General features: G+C 68.9%; 11 protein-coding genes and 2 pseudogenes. 9 read left to right on the top strand and 4 right to left on the bottom strand.

Going from position 1 to position 15,735, the window contains the following annotated elements; translation table 11 throughout:
- Positions 1-82: 82 nt before the first annotated feature.
- Together ACH413_RS29765 and ACH413_RS29770 are read right to left on the bottom strand one after the other, a co-directional pair.
- On the bottom strand, positions 83-853 hold the full coding sequence (locus ACH413_RS29765; RefSeq protein ID WP_360042197.1) for a hypothetical protein: 771 nt from the start codon (positions 851-853) through the stop codon (positions 83-85).
- A gap of 207 nt (positions 854-1,060) precedes the next feature.
- Positions 1,061-2,617 carry an alpha/beta hydrolase gene (locus ACH413_RS29770; RefSeq protein WP_360042194.1) on the bottom strand — a complete coding sequence of 519 codons (1,557 nt, stop codon included), beginning with the start codon at positions 2,615-2,617 and terminating at the stop codon, positions 1,061-1,063.
- Positions 2,618-3,121: 504 nt separating this feature from the next.
- Between ACH413_RS29770 and ACH413_RS29775 the strand changes: the two are divergent.
- Positions 3,122-3,889, top strand: a pseudogene (locus ACH413_RS29775) (PucR family transcriptional regulator); the annotation flags it as partial.
- Here ACH413_RS29775 and ACH413_RS29780 read toward each other — a convergent pair.
- A pseudogene (locus ACH413_RS29780) lies at positions 3,864-3,968 on the bottom strand (hypothetical protein); the annotation flags it as partial. The pseudogenes ACH413_RS29775 and ACH413_RS29780 overlap by 26 nt on opposite strands.
- Before the next feature lie 164 nt (positions 3,969-4,132).
- On the opposite strand from ACH413_RS29780, the gene ACH413_RS29785 reads away from it, so the two are divergent.
- From ACH413_RS29785 to fabF, 4 genes are read left to right on the top strand one after another with little or no spacing between them, the layout of a single operon-like run.
- A complete protein-coding gene (locus tag ACH413_RS29785; RefSeq protein WP_360042191.1) occupies positions 4,133-5,062 on the top strand; it encodes an ACP S-malonyltransferase in 930 nt (309 codons plus the stop codon).
- Positions 5,059-6,036: a beta-ketoacyl-ACP synthase III gene (locus ACH413_RS29790; protein ID WP_360042188.1), complete on the top strand. Its 978-nt coding sequence runs from the start codon at positions 5,059-5,061 to the stop codon at positions 6,034-6,036. Before ACH413_RS29785 ends, ACH413_RS29790 begins: the two co-directional genes overlap by 4 nt.
- 46 nt (positions 6,037-6,082) lie before the next feature.
- On the top strand, positions 6,083-6,319 hold the full coding sequence (locus tag ACH413_RS29795) for an acyl carrier protein (protein WP_030465146.1): 237 nt from the start codon (positions 6,083-6,085) through the stop codon (positions 6,317-6,319).
- A complete protein-coding gene (gene fabF, locus ACH413_RS29800) occupies positions 6,316-7,551 on the top strand; it encodes a beta-ketoacyl-ACP synthase II (protein ID WP_360042185.1) in 1,236 nt (411 codons plus the stop codon). The genes ACH413_RS29795 and fabF overlap by 4 nt, the downstream gene beginning before the upstream one ends.
- Positions 7,552-8,307: 756 nt before the next feature.
- On the opposite strand, the gene ACH413_RS29805 is transcribed toward fabF, so the two are convergent.
- Entirely contained in the window at positions 8,308-8,880 is a 573-nt protein-coding gene (locus tag ACH413_RS29805) for a hypothetical protein (RefSeq protein ID WP_360042180.1), read from the bottom strand.
- A 602-nt stretch (positions 8,881-9,482) separates the two neighbouring features.
- Between ACH413_RS29805 and lanKC the strand changes: the two genes are divergently transcribed.
- The 4 genes from lanKC to ACH413_RS29825 all read left to right on the top strand — a co-directional run bounded on the left by lanKC (position 9,483) and on the right by ACH413_RS29825 (position 15,723).
- On the top strand, positions 9,483-12,044 hold the full coding sequence (lanKC, locus tag ACH413_RS29810; protein WP_360042177.1) for a class III lanthionine synthetase LanKC: 2,562 nt from the start codon (positions 9,483-9,485) through the stop codon (positions 12,042-12,044).
- Positions 12,045-12,082: 38 nt separating this feature from the next.
- Positions 12,083-12,244: a SapB/AmfS family lanthipeptide gene (locus ACH413_RS29815; protein WP_093600243.1), complete on the top strand. Its 162-nt coding sequence runs from the start codon at positions 12,083-12,085 to the stop codon at positions 12,242-12,244.
- 144 nt (positions 12,245-12,388) lie between these two features.
- Complete coding sequence (locus ACH413_RS29820; RefSeq protein WP_360042173.1) at positions 12,389-14,005, top strand: ABC transporter ATP-binding protein; 1,617 nt, start codon at positions 12,389-12,391, stop codon at positions 14,003-14,005.
- Positions 14,005-15,723 (top strand): ABC transporter ATP-binding protein, encoded by a 1,719-nt coding sequence (locus tag ACH413_RS29825; protein WP_360042170.1) that lies wholly within the window; start codon positions 14,005-14,007, stop codon positions 15,721-15,723. The genes ACH413_RS29820 and ACH413_RS29825 overlap by 1 nt, the downstream gene beginning before the upstream one ends.
- Positions 15,724-15,735 lie beyond the last annotated feature (12 nt).

Raw genomic sequence — 15,735 nt, forward strand, 5'->3', positions numbered from 1 at the left:
ACTGTCAGAACACCAGAAAGGGGCCGTGCGCAAGATGTTTGCGCACGGCCCCTTCCACGGGGTAGGACAACCTTCCCAAAAATTACCTGTCGGACATCGGGCTGCCCGACGGAGGCGTCTGCATGTCACCCATGCGGCCGCCCACGGTCTGCGGCATCTCCTGCGACGCACGCGGCATCGGCGACTGGGTCTGCGCCTCGTCCTGCACGCGGGTCAGCCAGCCCTCCCAGCGCTGCTGCATCGGGCGGACCAGGCCGCCACCCACACCGATGACGATCACGCCGGCGACGGTGGCGAGCACGGCGATCAGGACCGGCATGGTCACCGAGATCGCGATGCCCAGCTGGTTGAGCGCCGCGATGACGCCGAGCGCCATCACGAAGCCGTAGGTGATGTTGCCCATGATCTTCGTGTACGAGCGCTGGCCGAGCGCGCCGGTCACGAGGCCCTTGAGCGCCGTGCCGATGGCCGACGCGACGATCACGAGCACCAGGGCCACGACGATGCGCGGCAGGTACGCGATGACCTCGTTGAGCAGCGTGCTGACCGGGTTCGAGGCGCCGAAGACGCCGAACGCCAGCTGCAGCGCGATGAGCAGCACGAAGTAGTACACGATCTTGGCGATGAGGCCGGACGCGTCCATCGACGACTGCCGCATCGCGCCGTTGAGGCCCGACTTGTCGACGAGCTTCTCGAAGCCGACGCGCTTGAGCAGGAAGCCGACGCCCTTCGCGAGCGCCTTGGCGATGAACCAGCCGATGACCAGAACGAGCAGGAAGCCGAGCAGCTTCGGCACGAACGTGGCGATCATCGCCCACGCCTGGCCCAGGCCCTCGGTGATTTGCGAGCCCACGGGCCCTCCAAGATCAAAAGTTGCGGTGAGTGAAGATCAGACGAGGAGATCGTTTCGTGGATCACACCGCTCCACAACTTCGACACTGCTACACGAAAGGGTGGCTGACGTGGATTTTTGTCGCAATACAGTCCAGAGTGGAACTACCGGTGGGGACCGGGGAGAGGGAAGCGCCCGCCACGCTCCGTGGCGGGCGCTTCCACATTTCTACGGTCGTGCGGAGAGCCCTCGGCCGTCCAGATAGGCCTGGATCCCCTCGGGGGACAACGCCGGCGCCGCGCCTGCCTGACCGTCCTTCGGCACGTCGGGCCGCGGGTCGCCGGCGCACTCGGAACTGCTGCCCGGCAGCGCCCCGTCGATCAGGTACCGGTTGACCTTGTCGTCGACGCACTTGTTGCCGCCGTTGTAGAGGCCGTGCTTGCCCTCGTCGGTGACGGTGATGAGGTTGTGCCCGAGCCGCTGGGCCATCGCCGGGCCGCTCGCGTACTGGGTCTGCGTGTCGCCCTCGGACTGCACGACGATACCGATCGGGTAGCCGTTGCGACCGAGCCTGACCGGCGCCTCCGGCGGCGTGAACGAGCGGAACGTGCAGGTCATCGGCGCGGCGCGGACGATGCCGAAGCCGTACGGGTAGCGCTCGCGGAACATCCGCATGTCCTCGTAGTAGACGTGCAGGTCGGTCGGCCAGTCCGACTCGCAGGTGACCGTGTCGAACACGCCCGACCGCAGCTCCTCCAGCCCGGTCTTCGCGAGCACCTCACCGGCCTTGGCGCCCTCGGCGTTGTCCGGCTTCTCCCCCGACCGCAGCTTGATCACGATCGACGCCAGGTCAGACCACAGTGGACGGTAACGCGCACCGACACCCGTTGCGCCGTCGAAGGAAGAACGGTTGTGCTCACCGATCGGCGCCGCGTGCAGCTTCGCGGCGACCTTCTCGACCTCGGCCAGCACCTCGTCGCGCGACTTGCCCAGCCCGAACTTCTCGTTGCGCTCCCCCGCCCACGCCGCCCACGCCTCGACGTCCATCCGGTACGCCACGGCCTGCTGGCGGAACTGCTCGTGCCAGACCCACTCCGGGTGCACGGCCGAGTCGAGCACGCTGCGGTCGAGCCGGTTCGGGAACAACGTCCCGTACACCGCGCCCAGGTACGTGCCGTAGGAGTAACCCAGGTAGTTGATCTTCTGCTCACCGAGCACGGCACGCACGACGTCCATGTCCCGCGCGGTGTTCGCGGTGCTGATGAACTGCCGGATCCCGCCGCCCGACTTCTGGCACGCCTCCTCGGCCTCGCGCGCCTCTGCCGCCCACTTGCCGAACTCGCCGTCGGCGGGCCTCGACTCCGGCTCGGCGATCGCGGGCGCGGCGCGGCAGTTCAGCGCCGTCGACCCGCCGACGCCGCGCGGGTCGATGCCGATCACGTCGTAGACCTGCGAGAGCTCGGACTTCCCCAGGAACAGCGGCAGGCCGAGCCCCGAGCCGCCAGGTCCACCCGGATTGGTGAACAGCACGCCACGCCTGCGATCGGCCGCCACCGCCTTCTTCCGGCTGATCGTCAGGTTGATCCGGTCGCCACCGGGTTTGGCGTAGTCGAGCGGCGCGACGAGCGTGGCGCATTCCAGTTCGGCGAGCTTTCCGCTGCACGGCGCCCACTTCACCGGTTGGGCGTGGAACTCGGCCAGCGGGTCGGGCGGATCGGCCGCGGCGGTCACGCTCGTCGTCAGCAACGCCACCACGCTCAGGGCAAGTGCCGGGAACCTACGCAAGACGAACCTCCGCGCCGCACTGAAAGATCTCTCCCGCCCGACGGTATGGCCGCGCAAACAGCCACATGGGTTCTGTCACCCATCCCGGTGATGTCCCCTCCTGAGCCCTAAGCTGCGGGTATGACCAGCAGCAAGGCGAAGGAGGAGCACCCGCCCACGCTCTCCGCCCGCACGATGCGCAAGATCGAACGCGCGTCGGGTTCGCTCGCCACCGCCAGCGTGGCCGAGATGGAACGGCGGCTGTCGTGGTTCGCGCGAATGCCCGCGGACCAGCGCGCGAGCGTGCTGCTGCTGATCCAGAACGGCGTGGCCGGGTTCGTCGAGTGGCTGCACGACCGGCAGCAGGCGATCCGGCTCACCGCGGACGCGTTCCGCAGCGCCCCCAAGGACATCTCCCGCTGGGTCAGCCTGCGCCAGACCGTGGAACTGGTCCGGATAGCGCTGGAGCTGTTCGAGGAGCAGATGCCGCAGATGGCGGCGGACGAGGCGGAGCGCGCGCTGCTGATGGAGGGCGTGCTGCGGTACGGGCGGGAGATCGCCTTCTCCGCTGCCACCTCCTACGCGACCGCCGCCGAGGCTCGCGGTGCGTGGGATGCGCGGCTGGAAGCGCTGGTCGTGGACGGCATCGTGCGTGGCGACCCCGAGGAGTCGCTGCTGTCCCGCGCCGCCGCGCTCGGCTGGGACCCGGCGATCGAGGCCACGGTGCTGGTCGGCAACCCCGGCGGCGAGGACCCTCCGACGATCATCTACTCGGTGCGCAGCAAGGCGGCCCGCGCGGGCCGGCCGGTGCTGCTGTCCGTGCAGGGCTCCCGGCTCGTCGTCGTGCTCGGCGGTCCGACCGAGACCGGTGAGGACGTGCTGGGCCGCATCTCCGAGGGCTTCGGCGAAGGTCCCGTGGTCGCCGGACCCACCGTGACCAGCCTTTCCGAGGCTCATCGCAGCGCCAGTGACGCGCTGAGCGGCCTGCGCGCGGTCGTCGGCTGGCCCGCGGCGCCCCGGCCCGTCCGTTCGCTCGACCTGCTGCCGGAACGCGCGCTGGCCGGCGATCCGGAGGCCGAGTGGCAGCTGGTGGACAGGGTCGCGCGGCCGCTGGAGGACGCCGGCGGCGCGCTGCTGGAGACCGTGGACGCCTTCCTGGAGGTCGGGGGCGTGCTGGAGACGTGCGCGAAAAGACTGTTCGTGCACCCGAACACGGTCAGATATCGCCTTCGGCGCGTTCAGGAAATGACGGGAAGAAATGCACATGACGCTCGAGACGCGCTTGTGCTTCGCGTCGCTTTGTCTGTAGGACGCCTTGCTCGCGCCCGGGGCCTGTGGTAGCCGAACGGGCTGTGACGGACTTCGCACACATCCGTTGGGGTGAGGGCCAAACGATCCCCCACCGCGCTGAGCTGGGCTTACGTCGCGGAGCGTTCACCTGGCAGACACTTTTGTAGGATCTCTACAAATACGATCGCAGTACTTCGTTCTTTACAGCATGGGGTACCGGTGGGTTCACCAGCTTTAGTAATCGACGTGATCGCACTCCTCGCGCCCGGACAAGGGTCCCAGACGCCCGGCATGCTCACCCCCTGGCTCGAACTGGAGGGGGCGGAGAAGCAGGTCCGGTCGTGGTCGGAGATCACGGGCCTGGACCTGGTGCGTCTCGGCACCACCGCGGAGGCCGACGAGATCGTCGACACCGCGATCACCCAGCCGCTCGTCGTGGCTCTCGCGCTGCTCGCGTTCGGTGAGCTGCGCCGCCGCGTCGAACTGCCCTCCGCCGTGATCGTCGGCGGCCACTCGGTCGGCGAGCTCGCCGCCGCGTCGGTCGCGGGCGTCATCAGCGCCGACGACGCCGTCGCACTGGCCGCCGTGCGCGGCGCCGCGATGGCCGAGGCCTGCGCCCTGGAGCCGACCGGCATGGCCGCGGTGCTCGGTGGCGACGAGCAGGAGGTGCTCGCGCGCCTCGAGGAGCTCGGCCTCGTCCCCGCCAACCGCAACGGCGCCGGCCAGATCGTCGCCGCCGGTCCGCGTGCCGCGCTCGACGAGCTCGCGGAGACCCCGCCGGGCACGGCGAAGGTCCGCAAGCTGGCCGTCGCGGGCGCGTTCCACACCAAGTACATGGCGCCGGCCGAAGACGCCGTGCGCGCGCGTGCCGCCGAAGTCACCACGCACGACCCGTTGCTGCCGCTGCTGTCCAACAAGGACGGTCAGGTCGTCACCGAAGGCACCGAGGTGCTGCGCCGCCTGGTCTCCCAGGTCACGAGCCCGGTCCGCTGGGACGTCTGCCAGGCCACCCTCGTCGAGAAGGGCATCGCCGGCTCGATCGAGCTGCCGCCCGCCGGCGCGCTCACGGGTCTCGCCAAGCGTGCGATGAAGGGCACCGCCACCCTCGCCCTGAAGACCCCTGACCAGTTCGACAAGGTCGCGGAGCTCTTCGACACCGTTGGAGCTACTAAGTGACAGTCTTCCGGGCCCCGCAGGCAGCCGCGGGTAGCCGCATCATCGGTCTCGGCAGCTACCAGCCGGAGACCGTGGTGAGCAACCACGACCTCGCCCAGCGCATGGACACCTCGGACGAGTGGATCCGCGAGCGCGTCGGCATCGTCAACCGGCACGTGGCGGCCAAGGACGAGGGCGTCGTGGACATGTCCGTCGCGGCGGCCACCAAGGCGATCGCCGACGCCGGTCTCACCGCGGCCGACATCGGCGGCGTGATCGTGGCGACGTGCACGATGCCGTCGACCATCCCGAACGCCGCCGCACAGGTCGCCACCCGGCTGGGCATCACCGCCGCGGCCGCGTTCGACCTGAACGCCGCGTGCGCGGGCTTCTGTTACGCCGTCGCGACCGCGGCGGACATCGTCCGCGGGGGCGCGGTGAAGAACTTCCTCGTCATCGGCGCGGAGAAGCTCACCGACTGGACCCACCCCGACGACCGCTCGACCGCGATCATCTTCGCGGACGGCGCGGGTGCCGTCGTCGTCGGTGCCAGCGACGAGAACCACATCGGCCCCGTCGCCTGGGGCTCGGACGGCTCGATGTCCGAGGTCATCAGGATCGACGACCGCGACTCGTTCATCCACCAGGAAGGCCAGACGGTCTTCCGGTGGGCGACGACCCAGATCGCACCGGTAGCGCTCCGTGCCGCCGAACTCGCGGGCGTCGAACTGTCCGAAGTGGACGTGTTCGCCCCGCACCAGGCCAACCTCAGGATCATCGAGGCCATCGCCAAGCGCCTGCGCAACAATGGTGCGCGCGAGGACCTGAAGATCGCTCGAGACATCGTCGAATCCGGCAACACCTCCTCGGCCTCCATCCCCATGGCTCTCGACCACATGCGGTCGGCGGGCGAGATCTCCTCAGGAGACGTGGTGCTGATGGTCGGGTTCGGCGCGGGCCTGTCCTACGCGGGCCAGGTGATCCGGTGCCCCTGAGCACCACCCCGAGTTTTTCCATCGTTTCAATCGAAAGGGAACTTCAGTGAGCGACAACGTCCTGTCCGGTCTTGCCGAGATCGTCGAAGAGGTCGCCGGCGTTGCCGCCGACGACGTCACCGCTGAGAAGTCCTTCGTGGACGACCTCGACATCGACTCGCTGTCGATGGTCGAGATCGCCGTCCAGGCTGAGGACAAGTTCGGCGTGAAGATCCCGGACGACGAGCTGGCCAACCTCAAGACCGTTGGTGACGCGGTGAACTACATCACCAGCAACAAGTGAGTTCGGGCATCGAGGTCGTCATCACCGGGCTGGGTGCCACCACCCCGCTCGGTGGTGATGTCACGTCCACCTGGGACGCGCTTCTGGCAGGCAAGAGCGGGGTCGGCCCCATGACCCACGAGTGGGTCGCGAAGTACGACCTGCCTGTCAAGATCGCGTCCGAGCTCGTGGTGGACCCGACCGAGGTGCTCCCCCGAGTCGAAGCTCGACGCCTGGACCGCTCCGAGCAGGTCGCCATCGTGGCGTCCCGCCAGGCCTGGTCCGACGCGGGACACGACGACGACACCGTCGACCGCCAGCGCCTCGCCGTGATCATCGGCACGGGCATCGGCGGCGCGATCACCCTGCTGACCCAGGACGACCTCCTGGAGCAGCACGGCCTGCGCAAGGTGTCGCCGCTGACCGTCCCGATGCTCATGCCGAACGGCCCGGCCGCGCACGTGGGCCTGGAACTGAAGGCACAGGCGGGCGTGCACGCCCCGGTCTCCGCCTGCGCGTCCGGCGCGGAAGCCATCGCGTGGGCCTACCGCATGATCATGTCCGGCGAAGCCGACGTGGTCGTGGCAGGCGGCGCGGAAGCTTGCATCACCGCGATCCCGGTCGCGGGCTTCTCGCAGGCCCGCACCATGAGCACCCGCAACGACGAGCCGGAGAAGGCCTCGCGCCCGTTCGACACGGCCCGCGACGGCTTCGTCCTCGGCGAGGGCGCGGGCGTCATGGTCCTGGAACGCCGCGAGTTCGCGGAGGCCCGCGGAGCTCGCATCTACGGCCGTCTCGCCGGCATCGGCACCTCGGCCGACGGCTACCACATCACCGCCCCGGACCCCGAGGGCGTCGGCCAGTCGCGCGCCATCGCCGCAGCCCTGCGCTCCGGCGGCATCGACCCGTCCGACGTGGGCCACGTGAACTGCCACGCCACCTCCACCCCGGTGGGCGACGTCGCGGAAACCGTGGCCATCCGCAAGGCGATCGGCGACCACCCGGTCCTGACCGCCCCGAAGGGCTCACTGGGCCACCTGCTGGGAGCAGCAGGCGCGGTCGAGGCCATCATCACGGTCCTCTCGATCCGCGACGGCATCGTTCCCCAGACGCTCAACCTGGAGAACCTCGACCCGGCCGTCACGCTGGACGTGGTGGCGGGCGAACCGCGCAAGATCAAGCTGGACGCCGCGGTGAACGACTCGTTCGGGTTCGGCGGCCACAACGTGGCCCTGGCCTTCACCCCGGCCTAAGCACCACCCGCTCCACCGCACGCCCCGGTCCGCCCAGCGGACCGGGGCGTTGCGCTTTGCAGAGCACGCGCCTGGGCACGCTTGCGCAGGGGTCCCCTCGGTTTCAGGATCCCCCGCGACCCAACCGTAGCGAGTGGGTCTGACAGTCCCACGAGAACGAGACAGGGCGAGACAGAGGAGCAAGGCAGGCGGGGAATCGCTCAGCGGTAAGCCACCCCCACGCGATGCCGAAGGCGAGCTGTCCGAGCGCAAGGTCATGGGCACACCACCACCCGCACGCGACGCCGAAGGCGAGCCGTCCGAGCGCAAGGCCATGGGCACACCACCACCCGCACGCGATGCCGAAGGCGAGCCGTCCTTACCGCGCGGTCAGGGTGGGGTGGTCCCGTCACGAGTCGCACCTCAGCTCTTGCTGCATGCAGGTAGGGGTGTCAAGCGGGCACGCTTTTCGCCCGCTTGACACCCCTACCTGCATGTGGCCCGCTCGGGTGCGGCTCGTGACGGGACCACCCCACCAACGCACCCCTCAAAGCAACGCGCCTCCGCCCAACGCAACAGGCGTGCCATCTACCTGCGCGTGGCGTGGGCCGGTCTTTGATCAGATTGTGGGGGTCTGGGGGCGGAGTCCCCAGGAAGCAGCCGCCACAGACGCCCGCAAGGCGACCACCTACGAACAACAAACCGGCGCCCGCCAACGAAACAGGGGGACGACCTACGCAACCGACGCGCCCAGGCCGAGGGCCGAAGGCCGAGGCCTCAGCACTTCTCCATCTGAGGGTTCCGGTTCTCCGCCGCCTCATCCACCTTCAACACCCCGCCCTCCCACACCAGCACATAAACCACCCGCCACCGAATACACCCCTCGGGCAACGCGGGCGGAGCCTTGGCGACATCCTGAGTGGACACGAACGAGATCAACACCCGCAGCCGCCGAGTGACCACATCGGTCTCGACCCGCTGCACCACCATCCCACCGTCCCGAGTGCTCTCATAAGCAGCAACCCAAGAAGCCTCAGGCGTGGACGAGACCCGCCGAGCCGACACGACCCCGCGCCAGGCGTCGAAGTCGCGCGAGTTGATCGCGTCGAAGTAGGCCTGCAGCACCCGCTGCACAGCTGTCCGGTCCGGATGCGTGAACGAGTCCGGGCTCAGCCGGACCTCCGCGGACCCCGGCACCGGACCGGCGACGGACGAGGACGCGACCACGGGCGCCCCCTTGGCCTCGGCCGGACGCGAGTACACGGTCCGGCCCACCATCCCTGCCGCCACCGCGGCACCGGTGATCACCACCACGGCCGGCACCAGCCAGCGGCTCGCCACGCTCCCCACACGCGCAGCCTAGCCGCACGACACGCCGGGCAGCAGAGGGCCGCTCACAAAACGTGTCGCGTTACAACGGAACGCGGATTTCACTCGAACGATTACGTCACATAGGGATTTGGCCGGTTGCATGTAGCAAGACAATGTTTGATACATAATTAGTCGGTAGCCAATCTCATCCTACGAATGGGTTCCAACGGGGTATCCCTTACCGCCATTCGGCCGTATCAAACACGCAATGGAAGCCAATTTTGGCTTCACTCGGAAAGAGCAACCAACACAGCGCGTGCACGACGTTTGTACCCACCCAACTATACGTCTGGATCGAACTGGAATACCGCAGCTCAGAGGCACCCGTGATCAGGAACGCCCCGGTGCCGTTTAGCGAAAACGCAGCACACCCCCGCTCAGGCCCCGGCAGCAAACATCTCAACCGGGTGAGATGGGCCCAAACTTCATCACCAGACGTCACATACGCACCGGTAACCGATGTTCTTTCGGACACGAACGGGGGACCCATATGACCCTAACGGCGGATTCCCCATAGCCGCGTGATTGTGCGGAAATATGCGGCATCAAAGAAACGAAAACGAGTCAGGGAGGGGAATTCGGTGGACCTCAGATACGAGGCGTACTGCTTCGCCGATCGGCAGTTCTACGATCTGCAGAGCAGCACCGAAAGCACCCCCAAGGACGACTTTTCCACCGAACTCCCCGCGCTCCCACCCGACTGGGCGACGGTTGAACGCAACGTGTGGCGACACCACCACCCGATGGGGGTACAGCTTCCCAACCAAGGGTGGAAAATCCACGTTTCCGCTGGACTCGACAACGCCGGCCGGGTACTGGAGGCCACTTTCGACTATTGCGTCGAGCGTCGCATCAGTTTCAAGTACCTGCAGACGATGTCGATCGTGCTGGCCCGCAACTCGAAGTACGCGCCCCGTGAGGGCAGCGGCAAGCTGGTCACGATCTACCCGCTCGACTCCGCGCACCTCGAGGAGATCCTCACCGGGCTCGCCCACGTGCTCGAAGGTGAGCACGGCGCGTACATCCTGAGCGACCTGCGGTTCGGCAAGGGGCCGCTGTACGTCCGGTACGGCGGGTTCGCCGAGCAGTGGCTGGAGGTCGACGGGCAGCAGGTGCTCGCGATCGAAGGCGCCGACGGCACGCTCATCCCGGACCGGCGCAAGCCCGTCTTCAGCCTGCCCGAGTGGATCGAGCTGCCGGCGTTCCTCAAGCCGCACCTCGCCGAGCGCAACGCGGGCGACCCGCAGCGGTTCCCGTACCAGATCAAGAGCTCGCTGCACTTCTCCAACGGCGGCGGCGTCTACCTCGCCACGCGGAAGTCCGACGGCAAGGAGGTCGTGCTCAAGGAAGCGCGGCCGCACGCCGGGCTCGACCGCGAGGGCGAGGACGCGGTGGCACGGCTGGACCGCGAGTACGAGATCCTCACCAAGCTGCAGGGCATCAAGGGTGTGCCGGAGGTGTACGACCGCTTCACCGAGTGGGAGCACCTCTTCGTCGCCATGGAGTTCATGCCCGGCCGTTCGCTCGGGCAGTGGCTCGGCAGGCACTACCCGTTGACGCACAAGGACGTCAGCGACGAGACGATCGTCGAGTACAAGGCCCGCGCGCTCGCCATGGTCGACCGGGTCGAGAGCCTGATGGCCGAGGTCCACGAGCGCGGGGTCGTGTTCGGTGACCTGCACACGCTCAACATCCTCGTCACCGAGGACGACGAGATCTCGCTCATCGACTTCGAGCTGAGCTCGACGATCGACGCCGTCCGCAAGCCCACGCTCGGTGCGCCGGGGTTCCAGGCGCCGCGGGACCGCGACGGGTTCGACATCGACGCGCACCCGCTCGCCGCCCTCCGGCTCTGGATCTTCCTGCCGCTCAACACGGTGCTGGAACTGGCGCCGGCCAAGATCAGGCAGCACGTCAGGGTCGTCCAGCAGCGCTTCGGGCTCACCGACGAGTACTGCGCGCCGATCGTCGACGTGCTCACCCCGCGCGTCGACCCTCCGACGGACCCGGCGTTCACCGAGTTCGACGAGGAGACCCCGGACTGGGCGTTGGTGCGCAAGGAGATCGCCACGGCGATCCTGCACAGCGCCACGCCGCACCGCCAGGACCGGCTGTTCCCCGGCGACATCGAGCAGTTCGAGACCGGTGGCACGGGCTTCGGGTACGGCGCGGCGGGAGTGCTGCACGCGCTCGCGGAGTCCGGCGAAGGCCGCTTCCCCGAGCACGAGCAGTGGCTGCTCGAGGCGCTCCGGAAAGACCCGCCCAAGCAGCCGGGCTTCTACATCGGCGCGCACGGCATCGCGCACGTGCTGGAGAACTTCGGCCACCACGACGCCGCGACCGAGATCGTCGAGAGCTACGCCGAACTCGTACCGTCCACTCAGGACCACGGGCTGAGCGCGGGCCTGTCCGGCATCGGCCTGAACCTGTTGCACTTCGCGAACTCCCGCGAGGACGACGGCTACGCGGCCCAGGCCGAGCACCTCGCGGAACGGCTCGCGAAGCAGCTCGCGGACGCCCCAGGCCCGGCGGACAAGGCGAAGGCGGGACTGCTGCACGGCTGGTCCGGACCGGCGCTGTTCTTCCTGCGGATGTTCGAGCACACCGGCGAACGGCGCTGGCTGAAGCTGTCCGAGCAGGCACTGGAACGCGACCTGGCCGAGACGATGATCGCGCTCGACGGTTCGCTGCAGGTGCGCGACGGCACGCTGCGCAGCCTTCCGTACGTGGGCATCGGCGGCGCCGGCATCGCTCTCGTGCTGACCGAGTTCGCCAAGCTGGCGCCAGAACGGCCGTGCGTCGAGAAGCTGCCCGAACTGCTCACCGGCTGCACCGGCGAGTTCGTCATCCAGCCCGCGTTCACGCTGGGCAGGGCCGGACTGCTCGCCACGCTGGCCCACGCCACGCGCCACCAGCCGAACGCACGCTTCGAACGCGCCATCGGGCAGCACCTCAAAGCCCTGGGCTGGCACGCCACGCGCTACGGCGGCGGGCTCGCGTTCCCCGGCGTGCAACTGCGCCGGCTCTCCATGGACCTCAACACCGGCGGTGCGGGCGTCCTGCTCGCCATTGCGTCCACAGTGGACGGCCGTGCACCACTGCCCTTCCTGGGCTCACGAACGCCGGTCCTCGCGGACCGGTAGCACTAAAGAGATCGATCCCTCGAAATCAGGAGACAGTCATGGGCTTCATCCTTGACATGCAGGACCTCGAGACCCCCGAGGCCCCCGCCAACATGATGGCCGGCGGTTCGGGTGGTGGCGGCGGCGGTTCGACCACCGCGTCGAGCGCCTCGCTGCTGCTCCCGTGCAGCCACAGCAGCGCGTCCCTGCTGCTGTGCTGATCTAGCTCCACCAGCACGTGATCGGCCGGTGAGCGGCATAGGCGAAGTATGCCGCTCACCCGCCTGAAGAGGGGCTCGGCAGCCGGCCAGCTGCTGGGCCCCTCGCTTCATGATGGGCCCAGATGAGCCTCGGAGGAACAGCCGATGACCAAACCCGGTGACCAGCTGTTGTTCTCCACCGTCCGACGCGACTACCGCCCGTGGTTGCTGCTTCTCAACGCCGCCGTCGCCACGACCGGTGGCCTCCTGCTTCCCGCCGCGCTCGCCGGCGCCGTCGACATGGCCCTGAGCGGCACGTTCGTACTGGCGACGATCGTGTTCTTGCTGGTGCTGGCCGGTGTCGAGATCCTCGGCGACGCGATCGGCATCATCCTCGCCGCGAGCATCACCGCCCGCGCCACGGCCTGGCTCCGGCGCCGCCTGACCCGGCGTTTGCTCACTCTCGGTCATCCGTCACCGTTCGCCGCGGGAGACGCCGTCAGCCGCGTCACCGGCGACTGCGGCAACGCGGGCAGCATCGCGGTGACCGTGATCAGCCTCGCCGTCACCGCCGTGTCGTCGGTCGGCTCGGTGGTCGCACTGGCCCTTCTGGACTGGCGGCTCGCGGCGGTGTTCCTGGTGAGCGCCCCTCTCGCGGGCTATCTCGTCCGCACGCACATGCGCCTCACCGCCGACGACGTCCTGGCGTACCAGGAAGTGTCCGGCGAAGTGTCCGCGCGGCTGCTCGACTCGGTGTCCGGTCTGCGCACCATCGCCGCCGCCGGCATCGCCGACCGCGAGACGAACCGCGTGCTGGAGCCGCTCCCCCGGCTCGCCGCGGCGGGCGCCGGCATGTGGCGCACCCAGGCGAAGATGATGTGGCGGGCCGGGTTGCTGCTGCCCGTCGTCGAGGTCGCGGTGCTCACCGCCGCCGGTTTCGGAGTGATGGAAGGCAGGCTGAGCACCGGTGACGTGCTCGCCGCGCTCGGCTACGCGGCGCTCGGCATGGGCATCGTCGGCCAGATGACCCAGCTGACCGTGCTGGAAAGGACCCGCGCGAGCGCCGGCCGGATCGCCGAGGTCCTCGACACCCCGGCACCGAAACGCCCCGCCCCCAAGCCGTCCAACGGAGTCATCGAGCTGCGGAACGTCCGCGTCGGCGACGCGCTGCACGACGTGAACCTGATGATCCCGGCCGGCACGTTCGCCGCGATCGTAGGCAGTTCCGGCGCGGGCAAGTCGACGCTGGCCGCGGTGCTCGGCGGACTGTCCGCTGTGGACGCGGGCGAGGTCGTCGGCGACGACGCGGTCGGGTATGCCTTCGAACGCCCGGCGTTGCTCGGCGCGACGATCGGCCGTTCGATCGGCTATGGAACGGATTCCGACGAGATCCAGATCAGGGACGCCGCCGTCGCCGCCCAGGTGCACGACGTGCTGATCCGGCTGCCGCAGGGATACGAGACACCGATGGCCGACGCCCCGCTGTCCGGCGGTGAGCTGCAACGGATCGGGCTGGCCCGCGCGATCATCCGGGATCCCGACGTGCTCGTGCTCGACGACGCCACCGCGAGTCTGGACACCGTGACCGAGGCCAAAGTGGACAGGGCGCTCACCACGGCACTGCCCGGCCGGACCCGCGTCGTCGTGACGCACCGCCCCGCCACGGCCGCGAGAGCAGATCTCGTGGTGTGGCTGGAAGAAGGCCGGGTCCGGGGTACCGGCACCCATCAGGAGCTGTGGAACGACGAGGACTACCGCGCAGTGTTCACCGGGGGCGAGTGATGCGTTTCTACCTCTCCACGCTGGCAGGACACCGCAGAGGCGTCCTGATCCTGCTCGGCTGGTCCATGCTCGAAGGCATCCCGGCGTTCTTCGGCGGCAGGCTCGTCGGCACGGCCGTCGACCAGGGCTTCGCGGCGGGAGATCCGCTGGCCGGCGTGCTGTGGCTGCTCGCGTTCGCGGCACTCGCGGTGGCGGGCGCGCTGGGCCAGCGGCAGGTGTTCGCGCGGCTCGGCGCCGTCGTCGAACCGATGCGCGACGCCCTGGTCACCCGCGTGGTGAAGGGCGTGCTGAACGACCCGTCGCATCGCCGCACACCGGACGCCAGCGCGGTCGCCATGATCACCCGGCACGTCGAGGTGGTCCGCGACGCCACCGCGGGCGTGCTGGTGCAGGCCCGTGCCCTTCTGGTCACGACGATCGCCGCGCTCGTCGGTCTCGCGACCACGGCCGCCGCGTTGATCTGGCTGGTCGTGCTGCCGATCGTGGCGGCGTTGCTGCTCTTCGGGTTGATGCTTCCCTCGCTGGCCAAACGACAACGCGACGCCGTGATGGCCGACGAACGCACGGCGGAGGCGTCCGGCGCGGTGCTGACCGGACTGCGTGACGTCGCCGCCTGCGACGCGTCCGCCGAGGCCTACCAGGACGTCGCGAAGCAGATCAACCTGCAGGCCAGTGCCACCGTCACCGTCGCGTGGGCGAACTCGTTGCGCGCCACGGTGATCGCGATCGGCGGCTTCGCCCCCGTCGTGCTGCTGGTCGCGTTCGCTCCCCCGCTGGTCGCCTCCGGGCAGCTCACCACGGGTGCGGTCCTGGCGGCCGTCGTCTACCTGACCAACAGCGTGAACCCCGCGCTGCACGGCCTCGCCCGCACCACCAGCACCGTCGTGATGCGGTTGATGGTCGCGCTCAAACGACTTCAGGAAGCGGCGCCGCAGACGGGCAAGGAGATCGGCGCCGAGATTCCTGCCAACGGCGAGTTCGTGCTGCGGGACGTCACGTTCGGCTGGAGCCCCGACGCGGAACCGGTGCTGCGCGGCCTGTCGCTCGACCTGCGTCCCGGCGACCACCTGGCGGTCGTCGGCCCGTCCGGCATCGGCAAGTCCACAATGGCCAGTCTGCTCACCGGTCTGATGCCACCGGACAACGGCTGCGTCCTGTTCGGCGGCGCGCCCGTCGACCGGGTGACACCGGCGATCAGGCACCACGCGATCGCCCTGATTCCGCAGGAGACGTACCTGTTCACGGGCACTGTGCGAGAGAACCTCACGCTTCTCGCGCCGTGGGCGACCGACGAGGATCTCGTCGACGCGGTGAAAAAGGTCGGCGCCAAACCACTTCTGGACGGACTCGGTGGCCTCGACGCCGCGCTCGGCCATGGCGGAGAAGGACTTTCCGCTGGTGAGGCGCAGCTGCTGGCACTCGCGCGGGTCTACGTCACGTCCGCGAGCGTCGTCATCCTCGACGAGGCGACCTCACATCTGGATCCCGCCGCCGAGGCCAGGGTCGAACGGGCTTTCGCGCAACGGGAGGGAGTTCTCGTGGTGATCGCGCACCGGCTGAGCTCGGCGTTGCGAGCGAACCGCGTGCTGGTCATGGACGGCGGCAAGCCGTTGCTCGGCTCCCACGAGCACCTGCTCAAGACGTCCGCGCTCTACGGGCAGCTCATGCTGGCCTGGGATCCCACGCACCGCGAGGAAACCCCGCTGCCCAAACGGTGAGCGGGGTCCACA

This window comes from Lentzea sp. NPDC020367, from assembly GCF_044387305.1.
Taxonomy (GTDB): Bacteria; Actinomycetota; Actinomycetes; order Mycobacteriales; family Pseudonocardiaceae; genus Lentzea.